The following is a 19,299-nucleotide window of genomic DNA, read 5'->3' on the forward strand; positions in this document are numbered from 1 at the left end:
GCCAGGAGCGGCGGGGTGGCTGAGGTTGCTGGCGTTAGGCTCCCCCTCTCCACGGGAGAGGGGGCCGGGGGGTGAGGCCCTACGCCGCCCACTCCAGGTCCTTGCGCAGGTTGCTGTAGTCGAGGCAGAGGGTTTCCACGCCCTTGCGCACGCTGCTGGACAAGGTGCCCACTTTGCGGCGGGTGAAGGTGGAAATATCGATGCCGCGCTGCTTGAGGGAGTACTTGGCCACGATGGGGTACACGTTGTGCATCACGCCCATGTTGCGCACGAAGAAGCGCTGCACCTCGGCTACCTCGGCCGTCAGGTAGGGGTTGTCGTAGTTGTTGCAGAGCCACACGATGAGCTCGGGAAAGAAGTTGCCCTGAATGCAGGACAGCCCCGCCGCCCCGGCCTTGAGCGACTCCACCGCATGCACCATGTAGGCGTCGTAGAGGCCGAACTGGTGGCCTTCGACGGCGGCCAGCTTCTGGCGCACCTGCTCGATGTCGAGGCAGGTATCCTTGTGGTAGATGACGCGGCCGGTCTGCACGAAGGCGCGCAGCTGCTCGGCCGAGAGCAGACGCTTGTAGGGCTCGGGGCATTCGTAGAAGCCCAGCGGAATGCCGCTGGTCTGCTCCAGCAGCTGAAACACCCGCTCGTTGAACACCTCGTCGGACGCCTGCTGCGGCGCCAGCAGGCCGGTAATGGCAATGACGGCCTCGGTGCCGGCGCCGTAGACCTTCTTGACGAAATCGGCCTGCTCGGTGAGCGTGCCGGCGAAGGTGCCGGTGGCCACCACGGGCACGGCCCCGTCGACCACGTCCACCACGTGGCGGATGGTCTGCAGCCGCTCATCGGCGCTGAGCTCGAACATCTCGCTCGAGAGACAGTTGGCAAACAAACCAGCGGCGCCGGCCTTTAAGTACAACTCCGTCAGGCGGGTAAGTGCCGGGTAGTCGACTTGCCCGTCGCTCTGAAAAGGCGTGAGCATGACCGGGATAAATCCCTTGCGCGATTTTTCCATTTCCTTGAATCCAGTCTTATGAGGGTCGGCGGGCGCGATAGGGCCCACCGGGTTGGGGTTGCAGCGTGAGGCCGCCGGGCTAGACCACCGAGTGGCGGGCCGGCGCCGGGGTTTCTTGTAAGGGTTTGGGGCGGCGCAGCTTGCCGAGCAGCAGGCCGATAAGGAAAATCGTGAGCGTACCCACGACGATAATCATGCTCTTGTGCAGCGGGTTTCGGAAAGCGGCCAGCTCCTCAGGCAGCTTGCCCGAAAAGGTCATCCACAGAATCACCAGCACGCCGATGATGGTAGCCGTCAGCGCCTCCGCGTTGCCGGTCTGCCGGCTGATGACGCCCAGCAGGAACAAGCCCAGCATGCCGGCCGCGAAGATGCCCGACAGCTCCCACCACACGTCCAGCACGCTCTTGACGCCAATCATGGCAATGCCCACGCCCATGCCCGCCAGCCCGACCACCACCGTGCCGATGTGCAGCAGCCGCAGCATCTGCCGGCCGCTCAGCTCGGGCCGGAAGTAGCGCTGGTAGATGTCGGCGGTGAAGACGGTGGCCGAGGCGTTCATGCCCGAGCTGATGGTGCTCATGGCCGCCGACAGAATGGCCGACACGATCAGGCCCACGAAGCCGGCCGGAATCTTGGTGACCATAAAATGCGGCATCACCTTGTCGCCGTAGTCGGCGGGCAGCAGCGCGGCGGCGGCCCGGCTGATTTCGGCGGCGGTGGCGCCGGGGTTGAGCTTTTCGGCGGCCACTTTCAGCTTCACGGCCTCAATCAGCTCGGGGTGCACCTGATAGTAGGCGTACAGGGCCGAGCCAATGACGAAAAAGAGCAACGAAGCGGGCACGTACAGCCACACGCACAGCCAGATGGACTTGGACGCCTGCTGGGCCGAAGCCGCCGTGTGGTAGCGCTGCACGTAGTTCTGGTCGACGCCGAAGTTGTTCAGGTTAATGAAGAAGCCGTAGAGCAGCACCACCCAGAACGTCGACTGCGTGAAATCGGGCGCGAAACCGCCCAGGCTGAACTTGTCGTGCTGCTCGCCGATGCGCACCACGTCGGCCACGCCATTGGGCAGGTTGTCGACGACCAAGTACAGAATCAGCGCGGCGCCGAAGGTTTTGATGACGCCCTGCACCACCTCCGTCCAGATAACGGCCTCGATGCCGCCCAGCACGGTGTAGACGATGATGCAGATGCCGGTGACGAGCATAATCAGCTCCATCGAAAAGCCCGTCAGCGCCTGCAGGGTGAGGGCAATGCCGAAGAAGATGGAGCCGATGCGGGCCAACTGCGTGAGCAGAAAGCAGATAACGGCGTAGGTGCGGGCCCAGCTGCCGAAGCGGTGCTCCAGGTGGGTGTAGGCCGATATTTCGCCGGTGCTACGGTAAAATGGTACAAAGTAGCGGGCCGCCACCCAGGCCGCCAGCGGCATCGAAAGGCTGAAGACGAAGGCGTTCCAGTTGGTGCCAAAAGCCTTGCCGGGCACGCCCAGAAAGGTGTTGCTGCTCAGAAACGTCGCGTAAATCGACAGCCCGATGGCCCAGCCCGGAATCAGGCCCGAAGCGCTGGAATACTGCTCCGGATTGACGTTGCGGCGGGAAAAGTACACTCCCACGGCCACCATACCGACCAGGTACAGGGCAATGATAACGAGGTCGAGGACGCGCAGATTGCTCATGGTACAAGTTTGGGCAAAATGCCGCGAATCGGCGCCGGCGAGGGGAGTTGGTGACTGTTACAAATCTAGCTTCGCGCTGAGCCCCTGCCGTGTATGATTTTCCCCGAGTATTGTAGCATCTTGTCTTCAGCGGTTTTAGAACGTCATATAGCGTTTGGAACGTCATGTCGAGCGAAGTCGAGACATCTCGCGTGCTGACTTCTGCAAGTAGTTTCTTCGTTCAACGAGCAGTTTACTATCCGCCATCAGCACGCGAGATGTCTCGACAAGCTCGACATGACAGGCTAACGGCTGCGCCCTACTGTACGTCCAGGCCCGACACGCTCAACCCGGCCGCATCCGTAGCCGTGAGCTTGATGCGGTAGCTGCCGGCATTAATCATGGTGCCGGTGGACGAGGCCAGGTAATTCCACTTGCCGGGCTTGGAGGGCAGCAGTTCCACCGTTTCCTCGCGCAGCAGGGTGCCGTCGGCGGCTGAGACGGACAGCTTGCCGGTGAGCGGGCGGCTGAGCGGGTTGGCATAGCGCACGGTGAGGGAGTACACGTCGGCCACGCCGGTCTGAATGGTCCACTCCACGGCGGCCCCGGCGGCTTTCTTGTAGGTGATGCTTTCCTTGCCGTTGACGGTTTCGCGCGTCAGGCCGGCGCCGCTGAGCCGGGCGGTGGCGGGCTTGTAGCCGGTAATGGCCTTCAGGTCGTAGGCCGGTTCGATGTTGCTGGTCCGGCCCACGGCCACGAAGCAGGGCAGCAGGCCCGGCGCATCGGGGCCGGGCGTAACGGTGGCGCCAGCCGAGAAGCGGCGGCGGAACACGCGCAGGGCCCGGGCGCCCTGCTGGTTGATTTCGAGCGTGGTTTTGGTATCCTCGTAGTCTTTCAGCCAGTCGGGGCGGCTGCTCTGCCGGGCATCGACGCCCACGTACACGTCGGCGGCCGTGGTCAGCTGGAAGGTGGGGGCCGCTTTGCTGGTAGTACCCGGCTTCTGCGGCCGGCGCAGCCACTCGGCGCCGAACAAGGCCGAGGGCAGCTGGCTGAACGTGGCCGGCGCATCCGAATAGGGCTGCTGGCCGGTGTCGAGCCAGGTTTCGGCCGACCAGGAGCCGGCGGCGTTGCCAGTCTGCATATTGCCGATAACGGCCGGGGCAGTGGGGCCCGGTTTCAAGCTGGCATCGGCCGAGGCCACGGCAATGGCCGCAATCAGCGCCTGCCCGGAGGCTACGTTCGGGAACGATACGACCAGCTCCCCGCCCGCCACGCGGGCCCGCACGGTTTTTTTCAGGGCGCCGTCGTGGCCGGCTTCGCGCCAGATGTCGAGGTCTTTGAGCACCGTCTGCCCGTTGATGGCCACGTCGAACAGGCGCCAGCCGGTGCAGTCCAGGCCGCCGCCGGTGCCCAGCCAGGGCTCGGCGAAGTACAGCTCCACCTGGTACTCGCCGTCGGGCACCGGGAAGTGGTAGCGCAGCTTGTCGCGGCCGTAGCGGAAAGTCTGGAACAGCGGCCAGTCGCGGGTGCCCCGAATCGGGTCGAAGGTGCGGCGCTGCGAGGCGAAGAAGGGCGCGAGGCCGGGAAAGTCCTCGGTCCAAGACGTAGAGCCGGCCATGCCGGGGCCGGTGCGGGGTTGGTCGGCCCGCCAGCGGCTGCCGTGCTGGTCCACGTACTCAGGCCCGCCGCAGTTGACGCGGTAGAGGTAGTTCAGGCCGGGCTGCGGGGCCGTCAGCGGCTTGGCATCCGCCAGCAGCTTGTCGAAGCTCGGGGCTTTCGGCAGGTGGTGCAGCACGATAAGGTCGCGGGCCACTGGTTTGCCGGCCACGTAGCCCACGGCCTGCAGTACGTTGTAGCGGATGTCCACGCCGTCCCACTGGAAGTGGGTGCCGAAAGCGCCGCGTTTTTTGCGACCGAGCGAAACGGCTCCCACGTCGTTGAACAGCTCCACTTCGTCGCAGTTGGAGTACACGATCAGGCTGTCCTGCCGGCCGGGCTGCAGCCACCGGTCGGGCCAGGTGTGCGAGGCCAGGTACACCATCGGCTCCTTGTCCTTGGGCGCGTAGTGCGAGCGGAACATGTAGAAGGCGTCGGTGGGCTCTTCCCAGGGCGTGAGCAGACCCTTGTAGTTCACCGGGCCGATGCGGTCCAGCTCGCGCTGCCCTTCGCCGCCCTGCACCCGGCCAGGGTTGTCGTGCGAAGTCAGCAGCCAGAAGAAGTGGCCGGCGGTGCGGTCCTTGGCCGCTTCCGCGAGGCGCACTTTCAGCTGCATGAGCTGGGCAAACCGGTCTTCGCTGTACGGCCCGGCGTTGATGGCGGGCGGGCCCGAGCGGTGCAGGTCGAGGGTGCGCCAAGCGCCGTACTCGCCGATGAGCACCTGCCGCTCCACGTCGGCCCCGTAAAGGTTCGGGTCGCCGCCGTAGGTGCCGGTCCAGTTCTGGGGCACGTCCCAGTCGGTGCCCTGCCCACCGTTGCAGGTAGTAATTTTCCGCTCCCGGGAGGCCGTGGGGTCGAGCTGCCGGATGAGGGCCGAGCACTCTCGGGCGAAGTCGGCCGGCAGCGTGCTTTCGTTTTCCAGGCCCCAGAGCACCACCGAGGGCGAGTTGCGCCGCTCCTTCACCCACTCGACGAGCAGGGTCTTGAAGTTCTGCCGGAACGCGGGCGAGTCGTACCAGACGTGGGCGGCCATCTGCGGCCACCACAGCCAGCCCAGGGAGTCCCAGTTGGCCTGGTAGCGCAGGTTGTGGGGCTGGTGCGCGTCGCGGAAGGCATTGAAGCCAGCGGCCCGCATCTGCCCCACGCGGGTGCGAATCTGTTCGGCCGAAAAGGCGTGGCTCTGGCCCAGCAAATGCTCGTACTCGGCAATACCGTTGATAAACACCGGCTTGCCGTTCAGTAAAAACTGCTTCTGCCCCGCCGCCGCGGCCCGGCCAATCGGCCAGCTGATCCAGCGGATACCGTAGGGCGTCGTCAGCTCGTCCACGGCCTGCTTGCCCGCGCTGATTCGGGTGACGAGCCGGTACAAATACGGGTCCTGCAACGACCACAGCTGCGGCTGATTCAGCTGCGGCAACGCTTGGCGCAGCTCCGCCGCCGCCCCGGCCGCCAGCTTCTGCTTCGCGCTGACTTCGGCCACCACCCTCCCCTGCCGGTCCAGCAGCTGCTGGCGCACCGTCAGCGTCTGGGCTTTGGCGCCGTAGTTTTTCAGCTCGGTGGTTACGCTGAGCCGGGCCGCCTGCGCCGTCAGGGTGGAGTCAGCCCAGATGTGGACGCCGAAGGGTTGGATGCGGGTGGCGCTGGTGGTGACAAGCGTGACGGGGCGGAAAATGCCCAGCGGCTGGGAGCCTTCGGAAAAACCCCGCTCCTCGGAGCAGCCGCCGCAGACCCAGGGCAAATCCTGGATGCCGGCCGGGTGGTCGGCGCGCACGGCCAGCAGGTTCGGCCCACCGTCGCGGCGCAGCGCCTCGGTTACGTCCAGGGTGAAGGTGGTGCGCCCCCCGGCGTGGCTGCCCACCGGCCGGCCGTTCAGCCAGACGGTGGCGTAGGAGCCCACGCCCTCGAAAAACAGGAAGCTGCGCTGCTCCTTGCCGGGCGCGGGCGCGCTGAAGCTCTTGCGGTACCAGGCGTGGCCGTGGCGGTTGCCGTGGCGCTGGCGGCGGTAGCCCTCGTAGGCGTCCCAGTTGTGGGGCACGGCCACCGCTTGCCAGCTTTTGTCCTCGTACTCAGCCCGCTCAAAGCCATTGTGGGCCTGCTGGTTCCGCTCGTCGGCCAGGGTGCGCCAGCCGGCCAGCAGCGGCAGTTCGGTGCGCAGCGCGGTTTGGGCACGGGCGCCGGCGGCCGTCAGCAGCAGGAGTAGCAGGGGGAGCAGACGGGCGGGAACGGAGCGTGGCATTGGTTGGGTAGAGTTAGCTCGGCTGTTGGCCGCACGCCGAATTTAGTTTCGCGCTATGACGCGGACGGCCCGACGCTACAGTGGTTGCAGCTCAGCGTTGAGCTTATAGGTTTCACCGGCTTTGGTGTTCAGGTTCAGTTTTTTGTCGCCGTAGCGCAGCTCGCAGGGCCGCCCGGCTTCCGATTTGATATCCACCCCGGTCAGCTTTCCGGCCTGCCAGCGCAGGCTGACCACGAAGCCGCCGCGGGCGCGCAGGCCGCGCACTTCGCCCGCGGGCCAGGCCGCGGGCAGGGCGGGCAGCACATCGAGGTAGCCGGCGTGGCTTTGCAGCAGCATTTCGGCCATGCCGGCCGCGCCACCGAAGTTACCGTCGATCTGGAAGGGCGGGTGGGCGTCGAAGAGGTTGCGGTACACCCCGCCCCGCTCGCTGCCGCTGCCGGTTTCGGCCGGCGCGAGGAGGTTTTCGAGGATGCGCAGGGCGTGGTTGCCGTCGCGCAGCCGGGCCCAGAGGTTGACTTTCCAGGCCAGGCTCCAGCCGGTACCCTCGTCGCCACGCTGGGTGAGCGAGGTGCGGGCGGCCTGGGTCATTTGCTGATCGGCCCAGGGAATATCGGTGCCCGGAAACACGCCCCAGAGGTGCGAGACGTGGCGGTGGGTGTCCGTGGGGTCGTCCTTGTCTTCCAGCCACTCCTGCAGCTGCCCGTGCTTGCCCACCTGGTTCGGGGCTAGGTTGACGTACGCTTCCAAGAGTTGTTTTTCAAAGTCAGCGTCGATTTTCAATGTCCGAGCAGCCTCCCCGGTGTTGCGCAGCAGCTCCCGGATGATCTGGTGGTCCATGGTGGGGCCGGCTACCAGCCCGCCGTGCTCGGGCGAGTTGGAGGGCGTGCTGATCAGCCAGCCGGTGCGCTCATCCCGCACCAGGAAGTCAAGGAAAAACTGGCTGGCCTGCTTCATGATGGGGTACTGCCGGCGCAGAAACTCCCGGTCCTGGCTGAACTGGTAATGCTCCCAGATGGGCTGGGTGAGCCAGGCCGCGCCCGTCACCCAGATGCCGTGGTTGGAGGCGTTGATGGGGGCCGTGCCGCGCCAGAGGTCGGTGTTGTGATGCAAGACCCAGCCGCCGGCGTTGTAGTGCTCCTTGGCGGTGACTTTCCCCGCCTCAGCCGCTTCGCCGATCAGCCCGAACAGCGGCGCCGCGCAGGCCGAGAGGCCCAGCAGCTCGGCCGGCCAATAGTTCATCTGCAGGTTGATGTTGGTGGTGTACTTGCTGCCCCAGGACGGCGTCAGCGACTCGTTCCACAGGCCTTGCAGGTTGGCCGGCTGCCCGCCCGGGCGCGAGGAGGCAATCAGCAAGTAGCGGCCGTACTGTTGGTAGAGGGCCAGCAGCGCCGGGTCGGCCGCGGGGCTGAACTTCAGAATCCGCTCGTCGGTGGGCAATTGCTCGTTCGGCGTGTGGCCCAGGTCGAGGTGGTAGGCATTGAACAGCGGCTGATAGTCGCGCAGGTGCTCCTTGTACAGCTTGTCGAAGCTCTGGCCGCTGACGCCACGCATGGTTTCGGCGGCGCGCTTTTCGGGGTCGGCATCGGCTTTCTGGTAACTCTCGAAGCTGGTGGCGGCCGTCAGGTACAGCGTCACCTCGTCGGCGTCCGCCACCTGAATCTGCTCATCGGTTACCGAGACTTTACCCTTTTTGGCGGCCACGCGCAGGTAGCTCACGCCGCGCAGCACCCCGTCGCGCACCTGCACGGCCAGGGCCAGCGTGTGGTCGTCGATGCGGTACGTGCGGCGCTGCTGATGCGGGCTGTCGAAGCGGGCCCTGAAGTTCAGGCGACCTTTCTCGCCGGCGCGCAGGCGGCCCACTACGGCGTTGCGCGGGTAGCTGGCCAGATACTCGCGGGTAAACGTGGCGCCGTTCTGCTGGTACCGCGTGCGGGTCAGGGCCTGCCGAATGTCCAGCTCGCGGCGGTAGTTGGTCGTCGGGTCAGTCGATGCAAAATCCAGCAGCACGTCGCCGAAGGGCTGGTAGGCGGCCTGGTAGGTGGGCGTCAGCGGCGGGTTCTGGTCCTGTACCCAGTATTGCCAGGCGGGATTCAGTGCTATGCCGGTGGCGGGGTCGGCCGCTTCGGGGTAGGCCACGAACACCGGCTGCTGCTCCTTCACCCCGATCAGCCCGCCTTTATCATAGTAGTTGATGACCTGGATCAGCACCTCGTTGCGGCCGGCCTTGAGCGCGGCGGTGGGCACCCGGTAGCGCCGCTTCTTGCTGATGCCCTCGTCCGAGCCGATCAGCTGGCCGTTGACGTAGGTCAGGTCCTGGTCGCGGATGCGGCCCAGGCTCAGGGTGAGGTCTTTGCCGGCCCAGGCGGCGGGCAGCTCGAAGCTGGTGCGAAACCACACCGCCCCGTCGAGGCCATCGAGACCGGCCACTTCCCAGCCGTTGGGCGTGGGGATGCTGATGGGCTGCCAACCGGGGGCGGCCAGGGCCTGCGGAGCGGTTACGGCCTTGATTTTTTGCAGCCAGGCGGCTTTCAGCGGCTCGTAGCCGTCTTCGTGGTCGCGCAGGCCCATGAAGTGCTGGGCGGCCAGGACTTCGGCCTCGGCCTGCTTGCCCTGGGCCAGCAGCTGCCGGATCTGGGGGAGGTACTGGGCGGCGCCGGGGCGGGCGTAGGGGCGCGGGCGGCCGGTCCAGAGCGTGGTTTCGTTGAACTGCAGCCGCTCCTGCCCCACCCCACCGAACACCATGGCGCCCAGCCGGCCGTTGCCCAGCGGCAGGGCGTCGGTCCACTTCTCGGCGGGCTTGGTGTACCACAGCGTCAGCGGCTGCTGGGCGGCGGCAGTTCCGAGGCTGAGCAGCAGAGCGAGGAGCAGTAGAGAGGTTCGGAGCATTCGGGGCAGACGAGTTTTAGCCCGCAGAGGGCGCAGAAGAAACGCGTAGGGCGCTGAGTCGTTTTATTTCGGCCGGATAGCCGGCGCCACTTCGGCGGCGGTAATTTCTATTGGCTGCTTTACTTCCTCGCCCTTGGCAATCGGGGTTTTCACCGCCTTCAGGTAGTTATTCTGCAGCACGATGCCGCGGGTGTCGGCGCCTTTCAGCTTGAGGAAGGTGTCGAGGCCGGGGGCGGGGAAGCAGTTGTACACGAAGGCGTCGGCGACGTTGCCCAGCTCCACGAGCGGGGCGCCGGCGGGCACCGTGCCGCGCAGCCCGTCGATGCGGAGCTGCTGGGCGTTTTCGGCGCGCAGGGCCGGGCCGATCTGCGTGTTGACCTGCACGTTGTGGAAGGCCACGTTGCGGGCTTCGCGCACGGTGAAGCCCTGCTTGGCGTCGAAGTCGAGGTTCGAGAAGGTGACGTTTTCGATGGGCATTTCACTCAGGCCGTTGAGCAGGCCGGCCTGGTTGCCCTCGGCGCTGATGTTGCTGAAGTGGATGTTGCGGAAGCGCGGCGTGCGTTCCGACACCGGCTCGGCGGGCGTGTTGGCGTACTGCATGTCGAGCACAATCATCTGCTCCCGGATGTTCTTCATCACGATGTTATCGACGCGGATATCCTCCACCACGCCGCCCCGGCCCCGGGCCGTCTTGATGCGGATACCCCGGTCGGTGCCGTCGAAAATGCAGTTGCTGATGACGATTTTCTTCACCCCGCCCGACATTTCGCTGCCAATAACCACCCCGCCGTGCCCCGAGAGCATGGTGCAGTTGGTGATGGTGTAATTCTCGGCCGGCACGTTCATCTGCCGCCCCGCCCGGTCCTTGCCCGATTTGATGGTAATGCAGTCGTCGCCGACGCTGATGTGGCAGTCGGAAATGTGCACGTTGCGGCAGGACTCGGGGTTTATCCCGTCGGTGTTCGGCGACTTAGGGTTGTTGATGGTCACGCCCGTCACCGTCACGTTGTCGCAGAACTCGGGGTTGACGGTCCAGAACGGCGAGTTGCGGATGGTAATGCCCTCGATGCGCACATTCTTGCAGTACATCGGCTGGATGAAGGGCGGGCGCATGAAGCCGCGCTCAATCACGCCCGGCAGATCGGGCTTCAGGATGTCCTTGTTCAGCCGGAAAAACTCCTGCTGCCACTTCGAGTCCTGGCTGGCCCGCGACTTGCCCTCCGCAAAATCCCACCACTTCTTGCCCTGCCCGTCGATAATGCCCCGGCCCTTAATCGTAATATTCTCGGCTTTGTAGGCGTAAAACAGCGGCGAGAAGCTGGTAATGTCGATGCCCTCGTAGCGGGTGGGCACCATCGGCAGGTAGTCGTCGAAATTGTCGCTGAAGTAGAGGATGGCCCCCGCGTCGATGTCGATGGTGATATTGCTCTTGAGGTGGATGGCCCCGGTGCGGTACTTGCCCGCCGGGAAGTACACCGTGCCCCCGCCCGCCTTGCTGGCCGCCGCAATGGCTTTCCGGATGGCCTCGGTGCTGAGCCTGGTGCTGTCGTTGTGGGCGCCGTACTTGAGCACGTTGTAGTACCGCTGGGCCTGGGCGGCCGAGGCACCGAGCAGCAGGAGCAGCAGACTGAGGAAGGAGCGGGTTTTCATGGGCAAGGGAAGCGGAGGGCGAAAAACTCCCCTCCTTTTTGAAGGAGGGGACGCTTCGGCTTGCCGAAGCTGGGGTGGTTGCGTCGTTGCTGACGGCTGGTTTTTTTGGATGGTTCTAGCCTGAGGAAGTTACTGCGGAGGGCGCAGGGTCGGGCTGGTAGGGTCGTTCAGACATCAGCAACGATTCAACCACCCCAGCCAAGCCTTGCGGCTTGGCGTCCCCTCCTTCAAAAAGGAGGGGAGTTTCGTGCGGCTACAGCTTGGCCGTCAGCCGCTGCAGCTTGGCCGCCCGCCCGATTTCCTTGCCGTCGGCAAACACGCGCAGGCCCGGGCCCTTGCCGTACTTCTGGCCCGTCTTGTCCCAGATGACGGTGAGGGTGCGGCCGTGGTAGCGCAGCTCGTCGAGGCAGAAGTAGTCCCACTGGCCCTCGGGCACCAGCGGCGTCAGCTCCACCACGTTGTCGGCGCGGGGTTTCAGGCCCACGAGGCCGGTGATGATGAGGTCGGCGAAGCCGGAGTGATGGTAGTAGCTGCTGCGCGGATTGTCGCCCTTCAGCCACTCGCCGGTTTTTTCGTCCTGGTACTCGCCGAGGTAGGGCTGGCCGTTTTTGCGGTGCGAGAGGGCGTACTTGCGCAGCTCGTCGTAGTACACCTGCCGGCTCATGCCATCCTGGTGCTTGTACTCGGTGAGCAGGTTGGCCAGCCCTTTGAGCGTCTGGGTGGTGGCGTAGGGCCACACGGCGCCGTCCCACTCGCAGCCGTGGCCCGAGCCGTGGGTGCGGAAGCCGGGGGCGCGGCGCTCGGCCGTGGTCAGGCCCCAGGGCGCCTTGAAGCCGCCCTCGTCGGTGAGCTGCTCCCACTGCTTGGCGTACTTGGCCTTGTCGGCGGGCAGCGAGAAGTACCAGGGAATGTAGCCCAGCTCCTCGCGCCACTCGCAGAGGCCGCCCTGCTCGTACTGCACCTTGAAGAAGGCATCCTGGTCGTCCCAGAGCACCCGCTGCACGTCGGCGCGCAGCTGCTTGGCCTTGGCGGCGTACTTGCTCGCCAAGGTGTCATTTTTGGTCAGCTTCGCCATTGCCGTCAGCGCCTTGGCGTTGCCGTACATGTAGCTGTTGATGGTGGGGCGCACGTTTTTCACCTTGCGCCCCCCGCTGATGGATTCCTCCATGGCGTCCTTCACGTCGTACTGCCAGAACATGCCATTGGGCAGCATCCGCTCCTTTTCCCAGAGGTGGTAGTCGGCATTGAGGGCCGGCAGCAGCTCCCGCACCAGCGGCTGGTTCTGGTTGACCAGGTACAGGCTCCACACCGCGTCCTGCAGCCAGCTGCTGAAGCCGTGCAGCTTGGGGGCGGTGCGCTTGGCGTCCACGTACAGCCAGAACTTGGTGTACTGCTCGATGTACTGCGGGTCGCGCAGCCAGCGGCCTTCGTAGAGGTGGTGGCCCAGGGCGCTGCTGATGGTGTTGTGGGTGCCCGCGTGCTTCATCGGGGTGATGAACTCGGTGAACACGTAGCCGTCGGGCGTCTGCTTGAGGTGCTTGCGCATGCACCACCAGCGGTAGTAGTAGGTGTGCTGCAGCGCCGAGTCGGGGCACTCGAAGCGGGGCACCTGCTGGCTCAGCCAGTCGGCGGCCTTGGCGTTGGGCACCAGGTTTATCACGTCCTCCTTGTCCAGCGCGTTGAAGCGGGCCACGTCGGCGCGCAGCGTGGCGTCGCTCAGCACGAAGCCGGTTTGGGCCTGGGCGGCGGGGGCCGTCAGCAGGCCAAACAGCAGGAAGGTCGTTCGGATGGATATGGTCATGCGGGTGGGTTCGGATTCAGAAGCGGGCAGGCGAGGCGAACGACTTTAGCCCGCAGAGGACGCGGAAGAAGCGCGGAGGGCGCAGAGGCAACGACCTGTCACGTGTTACCTGTCACCTCATCACCTAAGATTACTCAAACAGCCAGTCCAGCTCCCCGTCCTTGTTGGTCACGCCCAGGCCGGCATTGTAGGTGCGGATGGGCTCATCGGCGGGCACGAAGCCTAGCAGCAGGGCCGCGCCCTTGCCCAGGTTCAGCGTGTGGGTGCCGGGCTTGAAGCTGAAGGTGTGCACGTTCACCGGCGGAAGGCCGGCCACCATGGCGGCGTTGCTGATTTTGATGTCGGCCTGGCCGTAGTCGTTGGCCGTAGCGTCGATTTCCAGGGTCGGCACGGGCAGGTAGCGCGGGTTCTTGCTGCCGAAGTAACCCACCAGCAGCTTCACCGGCTGTTTCGTGCTGAAGCGCAACTCGGTGCGCTGGCTCTGCATCTGGGCTTTGCCGAGGCGGATACCTTTCAGCCCCAGCAGCTCCGGCGCCAGGGCCGTCAGCTGGGCGGTGGTATCGGCGAAGACGGGCTGGCCCGCCCCCACGGTGTAGGTCTGGGCCTTGCTCAGCAGCGTGACGGGCGCCGGGGTCAGGCGGGCTGTTTTCTGGCTGGCGGGCAGCGGGCGTACTTGCTTCAGGGAATCGAGATTGTGGCGCAGGTTGGCCAGCTCGCGCTGGTACACCGGCAGCATTTCCACCCAGGTTTTGTAGGTGCCGTCCACGCCGCGCATCGGGATTTTGCGCTGGGCGGTCTGCATGCTGTTGGCGTACAGATACGAGTCCTTGGTTAGGGCCACCATCCGCTCCCAGTGCTGCACGCTGCGGGTCAGCAGGGGCACGGCAGCTTCCAGGTCGGCCACGTTATGGCTGTACTTGTATCGCAGCACCTGCAACGCGGCGCGCACCTTGTCGGCGTAGAAATTGGCCAGCGCGTCCTGGCAGTACATGTCGTTTTTTACCCGGGCAAACTCGGCCTGGTTCTGCGTCACGCCCGGCGCGGCCCCCTCGATGGCGGCAATGGCGGCTTTGCCGTGCGCCACCACCTCGTCGGCTACCTGCGGCGGGGTTTCGCCGATGTGCTTCTCCCCTTTCGCCTCCTTCTCGGCGTAGTCGATAATCATTTCGCCCTCCGGGGCCTCCGACTCATACAGCAGCGTGAACAGCCCGTAGCGGCGCGGGTTGATAAGCTGGGTCATGAGCATGCCGAGCGTGAGCGTCTGCCGGTTGCCGTCGGTGATGCCGTAGCGGCGCAGCAGCTTGGGCTCGATTTCGCCGGCCGCCTCGTAGGCTTCCAGTACGCGCTTGCCGGTTTCGGACCCGCCGCCAAACTGCTGCCCGATCTGCTGGCCCCAGTAGTCGATTTCGCCCTCACGTGGGCGGTCGGCTTTCCAGGCGTAGCGGGCCCACTCCTTGTACCAGAGCCAGTCCCGGTCGATTTGCAGCTGCCGGGGCTCCACCTTGTCGGCCGTGTAGGGCCAGTCCCAGTACGACGACTCGGGGTACAAATGCAGCCCGTTGGAGCCGTAGATGTTGTGCATGGCCTGCACCGATTTCTGGATAAAATCGGCCGAGCCGTAGCGGAACGGCTCCAGGTTGGCCAGGATGTGCACGTTCTGAATGTGCACCGAGTTCATGCTGCTCAGCTTGCGGTGCAGCTCGGCCCAGGAGCCGCGCGGGGTGTAGGTCGTCAGCGCCTCGCCGTTGAATTTGGCCTCGGTGTAGAGGTTCTTGTACAGGGGCAGCGCCGCGCTGATAACCCGCGGCGCGTCGGTGTCGTGGGCGCGCAGCACGATGGGCGGCAGCTCGGTCTGGCCGAGGGCCCGCAGCCCGTCCTGCACGCCGGGAATGATGGTTTTCGTAAACCAGTCCACGTCGTCCTGGCCCACGCCTTCCATGGCCTCGCCCAGGGCCACCATCAGCCCCACGTGGGGGTACTTCTCCACGAAAGCGGCAATGGACTTGCGGGTGTAGTCGGCAATGAGCGGGGTGATGGGCCGGTTGCGGTCCTGGGTTTTGATGTTGTGGTGCTCGGCAAAGGGCTTCGACACGATGATGTTGTAGAACATCTGAATCACCCAGATGCCGCGCTTGTCGGCCTCCTCGGTGAGGAAGCGGAACATTTCCTCGTTCTTCTTGAACGTCGCCTCGTCGACTTCCACCGCATAGGGATACTCCTTCAGCCGCACCAGCGAGGCGAAGGGGTGCCCGTTCCAGAGGTAGAGCGAGTTCATGCGGTTGTCGACGAGCATGTCGAGGTAGCGCACCCACAGCTGCTTGTCGTAAAACCACGGAAACGACTCGGGCGTGTAGGGGTACTCGTACACCTGGCGGCCCGGCAGGTAGGTGGGCTTCTGCACCCCGATGCAGGCCCCGCGCATCACCATTTCGGGCTGGTCAACGAGCTTTATCTTGCCCGCGAGCTTACCCTCCAGGGTCCCCTTCAGCTGCTCGGCCAGCTCCAGGCAGCCGTAGAGGGCGCCGGAGTTGTCGGTGCCGCTGATGACGATGGTGTTGTTGTCGCCGCTGGTAATGGCAAAGCCTTCCTTGCCCGGCGTCTGATCGGCCGAGGCGTGGAAGGCGGTGGCGGCTTGCTGCAGCAGCGCATCGGCGGCGCGGCCCACGACAATCAGGTCTTTCTTGCCGCTGAGCTGGTCCTGCTCGGTGATGGTGGCCGGGCTGCCGGCGCGTTGCAGGGCCTCGCGCAGCCGCTCGGCGCCGTAGCGCAGGCGCGGGTGGGCGCCCTTGGGCAGCACGATGGTCCGCGCCACGCCTTTAGCGGGCGGAGACGAGCCAGCGGCCGGAGCGGCGCCGGTCAGCAGCAGGCAAACAGCGAGAAGGTAAGCGGCGGTAACAGACTTCCAAAAACTCCGGGGCATCAGGGCGGCGCGGGGGCTTGTGGTCGGCGCGGCCGGGGTAGTCGGGCGCGGGGCCGCAGGTCCCAGGCAGGCCGACAATCGGGTGGCAGGATTGCGGGCGGGGCTTGCTTCGGGCGGTGGCGGCCGAGGGGGCGGCGCGATGATTCCCACTCTTGCGCGCCGCCCCTACCAGCCCGGGGCGCGTGCCCCGAGCCTGGCCGAATTTCACCGCTTCTTGGTCGAAGGGAGTAATTCAAAAGTACAGGCCGCGCGGGCGGTCCATGTATACGCCGTTCTCCAATTCCTATATGATCTTGTCACAAGGCCGCATCCGCGCCCTAAGGCGCGGCGCCGGGGCCGGTTTCACTCCGGTGGCCGCGCCTCTCAGCACTTTCCGGCCATCCAGCCCCGACCTGCATTTACCGCTTTGCCTTGCCGGCAGCGCGTTTTCAGCCCATTCAGCGCGCTTTTGTCTTGTTCCGGCTCGACGCGTGCCCCCCGCTCCCACCCTGCGGCGCCCCGGCAGTGCCGCAGCCGGCATCCCCGGATTGTCGACTTCCGGCAGCTTACACAATCGATAATTCACGGAAACCGGCGGCCAGCACAATGGGCAACGCGCTTGCTAACATTGATGAATAAGCTGCCGGCCGCGTCGTGGCCAAACCAGTGGCAGCGAGCCGGCGCCGACTGTCTATATTAGGACGGCGCCCCGCCCCTGGCGTACCGTCCAGGCAGCCAGCGTCCGGCCGGCTGCCACTGGTTTCACCGCCTTCTTCCCGCCCATGTCCGTTGCCTCGTCCATCGCCGATACGCTGCAGGAACTGGCCGTTGATCCGGCTACCGGCCTCACGACGGCGGAAGCCGAGGCGCGGCTGGCCCGCTACGGCCCGAATCAGCTGCGGGGCCGCAAGCCCAAAACCATCCTGCAGCTGCTGCTGGGCCAGCTCAACGACGCGCTGATCTACGTGCTGTTCGGGGCCGTCGTCATCACGATTTTCCTGGGCGAATACGTCGACGCGGTTATCATCCTAGTGGTCATCTTCGTCAACGCCGGGCTGGGCGTGGTGCAGGAAGTAAAGGCCGGCAACGCCATCGAAGCGCTGCGCCAGCTGGCCACGCCCCGGGCCCTGGTGCGCCGCGACGGGCAGGTGCGCGAAATCGACTCGGCCGCCGTGGTGCCCGGCGACGTGCTGGTGCTCGACGCCGGCCGCTTCGTGGCGGCCGACGTGCGCCTGCTCGAGTCGGCCAACCTGCAGATCGAGGAATCGGCGCTGACGGGCGAATCGGTGCCGGCCAGCAAGGACGCCCGGGCCGTGCTGCCCGCCGCCGACACGCCCCTGGGCGACCGGTGCAACGCCGCGTTTATGTCGACGCTGGTGTCCTACGGCCGGGGCACGGGCGTGGTCACGGCCACCGGCATGCGCACCGAAGTGGGCAAGATTGCCACCATCATCGACCAGGAAGAAGCCAGCCAGACGCCCCTGGAAAAGCGCCTGCACCGGCTCGGCAAAACCCTGGGCCAGGTCGCGGTGGGCATCTGCGTGCTGATGTTCGGCATTGCCTACCTGCAGGGCCGCGACCTGCTCGACATGTTTCTGACGGCGGTTTCGCTGGCGGTGGCCTCCATTCCGGAGGGGCTGGCGGCCATCGTGGCGGTGGTCCTCTCCATCGGCGTCACGGCCATGTCGAAGCGCAACGCCATCATCCGGCGGCTGCCGGCCGTCGAAACCCTGGGCTCGGTGAACGTGGTGTGCTCCGACAAAACCGGCACGCTCACCCAGAACCGGATGACCGTGACGCGCTGCTTTCTGCCGGGCAGCGCCGCCGACCTGCCCATCGGCGAGGGCCAGGCCGCCGAGCTGCCCGAGGAGGCCCGCCAACTGGCCCAGGCCCTGATCCTGTGCTCCGACGCCACCTACGCCGACGGCCAGGGCACCGGCGACCCTACCGAAATTGCCCTGCTCGTGTTCGGCGACCAGCTCGGCCTCGACCGCCGGCAGCTCACCAACAGCAACCCGCGGGTGGGCGAGCGGGCCTTCGAGTCGGACCGCAAGCTGATGTCGACGCTCACCGACGAGGCCGGGCGGCTGCGCGTGTTCACCAAGGGCGCCATCGACAGCCTGCTGCCGCGCTGCACTCACGTGCGCGAAAACGGCCGGGACGTGCCCCTGACCGAAGCGCACCGGGCGGCGGTGCAGCAGGCCACCGAGCGGATGTCGGACCAGGCCCTGCGCACCCTGGCCGCCGCCTACCGGCCCGTCGACCACCCGGTGCCGCCCGAGGAGATGGAGCAGAACCTGGTGCTGCTGGGCCTGGTGGGCATGATCGATCCGCCCCGCGAGGAGGTGCGCGACGCCATTCGGCAGGCCGCCAGCGCGGGCATCACCACCGTCATGATTACCGGCGACCATCGGCACACGGCCTTCGCCATTGCCCGCGACCTGGGCATTGCTGTCGACCTGGGGCAGGCCGTGACGGGCGAGGAAGTGAACCGCTACCCCGACGAGGAGCTGCGCCGGCGCATCGCCGATTACCGGGTGTTTGCGCGCGTGTCGCCCGAGCACAAGGTGCGCATCGTGCGGGCCTTCCGGGAGCGGGGCAACGTGGTGTCGATGACCGGCGACGGGGTGAACGACGCGCCTTCGCTGAACGCGGCCGACATCGGCGTGGCCATGGGCCTGAGCGGCACCGACGTGGCCCGCAACGCGGCCGACATGATTCTGACCGACGACAACTTCGCCACCATCATTTCGGCCATCGAGCAGGGGCGCAACATCTATAACAACATCAAGAAGGCGGTCATCTTCCTGCTGGCCAGCAACGCGGGCGAGGTGGTGGCCATGATTGGGAGCATCCTGGCGGGGTTGCCCGTGCCCCTGCTGCCCACCCAGCTGCTGTGGATCAACCTGCTCACCGACACGCTGCCGGCCATTGCCCTGGGCATGGACCCCGGCGACCCGGACGTGATGCAGGAGCTGCCGCGCCAGCCGCAGGAAAGCTTTTTCGCGCACGGTGCGGGTTGGCGCGTGGCCACCGGCGGCGCGCTCATCGGGCTACTCACCATGTTTGCCTTCTGGTTTGGCTACTACGAGCACGGCCGCAGCCCCTTCGACGCGGCCGTGCCCGCCGACGTGACGCTCTATGCCCGCACCATGGCCTTCATGACCATCGTGGCCTGCCAGCTGCTCTACGCCCTCACGTTCCGCCACCCCCATAAGTCCATCTTCCAGACCGGTCTGCTCACCAACCGCTACCTGGTGGGGGCCGTGCTGCTGGGCCTGGGGTTGCAGCTGCTGGCCCTGTACGTGCCGCTGCTGCAGCGCGCTTTTCAGCTCCGCCCGCTGGACGGCCCCGGCTGGCTGACGGTCATCGGCCTGGGGCTGCTGCCGGTGCTCGTCAGCGAAATCAGCAAGCTGGTGCAGCGCCGTCGGGGCGCGGCGGTGGCCGCGCCCCGGCCGCTGTAACTACCACCGGGCTGCTCCTTCTTAATCACTTGGGAAAACCGCCGCTT

At 66.0% G+C, this 19,299-nt stretch carries 8 protein-coding genes; 1 reads left to right on the plus strand and 7 read right to left on the minus strand.

Translation table 11 applies throughout. The features are described 5' to 3' along the window. Positions 1–79: 79 nt before the first annotated feature. The 7 genes from FDY95_RS19550 to FDY95_RS19580 form a co-directional block, all read right to left on the minus strand. Positions 80–1,006: a dihydrodipicolinate synthase family protein gene (locus tag FDY95_RS19550; RefSeq protein ID WP_138080214.1), complete on the minus strand. Its 927-nt coding sequence runs from the start codon at positions 1,004–1,006 to the stop codon at positions 80–82. Between the two features lie 79 nt (positions 1,007–1,085). Continuing rightward, positions 1,086–2,681: a sodium:solute symporter gene (locus FDY95_RS19555; RefSeq protein WP_138080215.1), complete on the minus strand. Its 1,596-nt coding sequence runs from the start codon at positions 2,679–2,681 to the stop codon at positions 1,086–1,088. 298 nt (positions 2,682–2,979) lie between these two features. Continuing rightward, a complete protein-coding gene (locus FDY95_RS19560; RefSeq protein WP_138080216.1) occupies positions 2,980–6,552 on the minus strand; it encodes a malectin domain-containing carbohydrate-binding protein in 3,573 nt (1,190 codons plus the stop codon). A gap of 75 nt (positions 6,553–6,627) precedes the next feature. Beyond that, on the minus strand, positions 6,628–9,438 hold the full coding sequence (locus FDY95_RS19565) for a glycoside hydrolase family 95 protein (RefSeq protein WP_138080217.1): 2,811 nt from the start codon (positions 9,436–9,438) through the stop codon (positions 6,628–6,630). Positions 9,439–9,501: 63 nt separating this feature from the next. Then, complete coding sequence (locus tag FDY95_RS19570; protein ID WP_138080218.1) at positions 9,502–11,088, minus strand: glycoside hydrolase family 28 protein; 1,587 nt, start codon at positions 11,086–11,088, stop codon at positions 9,502–9,504. A gap of 253 nt (positions 11,089–11,341) precedes the next feature. Further along, positions 11,342–12,889 (minus strand): MGH1-like glycoside hydrolase domain-containing protein, encoded by a 1,548-nt coding sequence (locus FDY95_RS19575; RefSeq protein ID WP_138080219.1) that lies wholly within the window; start codon positions 12,887–12,889, stop codon positions 11,342–11,344. A gap of 130 nt (positions 12,890–13,019) precedes the next feature. After that, positions 13,020–15,809, minus strand: coding sequence for an alpha-d-galacturonidase (locus FDY95_RS19580; RefSeq protein ID WP_212744934.1), 2,790 nt, complete (start codon positions 15,807–15,809; stop codon positions 13,020–13,022). A gap of 761 nt (positions 15,810–16,570) precedes the next feature. Between FDY95_RS19580 and FDY95_RS19585 the strand changes: the two genes are divergently transcribed. Then, positions 16,571–19,252, plus strand: coding sequence for a cation-translocating P-type ATPase (locus FDY95_RS19585; RefSeq protein ID WP_138080220.1), 2,682 nt, complete (start codon positions 16,571–16,573; stop codon positions 19,250–19,252). The last annotated feature ends 47 nt before the right edge of the window (positions 19,253–19,299 follow it).

Origin of the sequence: Hymenobacter jeollabukensis (genome assembly GCF_005771675.1) — a bacterium.
Taxonomy (GTDB): Bacteria; Bacteroidota; Bacteroidia; order Cytophagales; family Hymenobacteraceae; genus Solirubrum; species Solirubrum jeollabukense.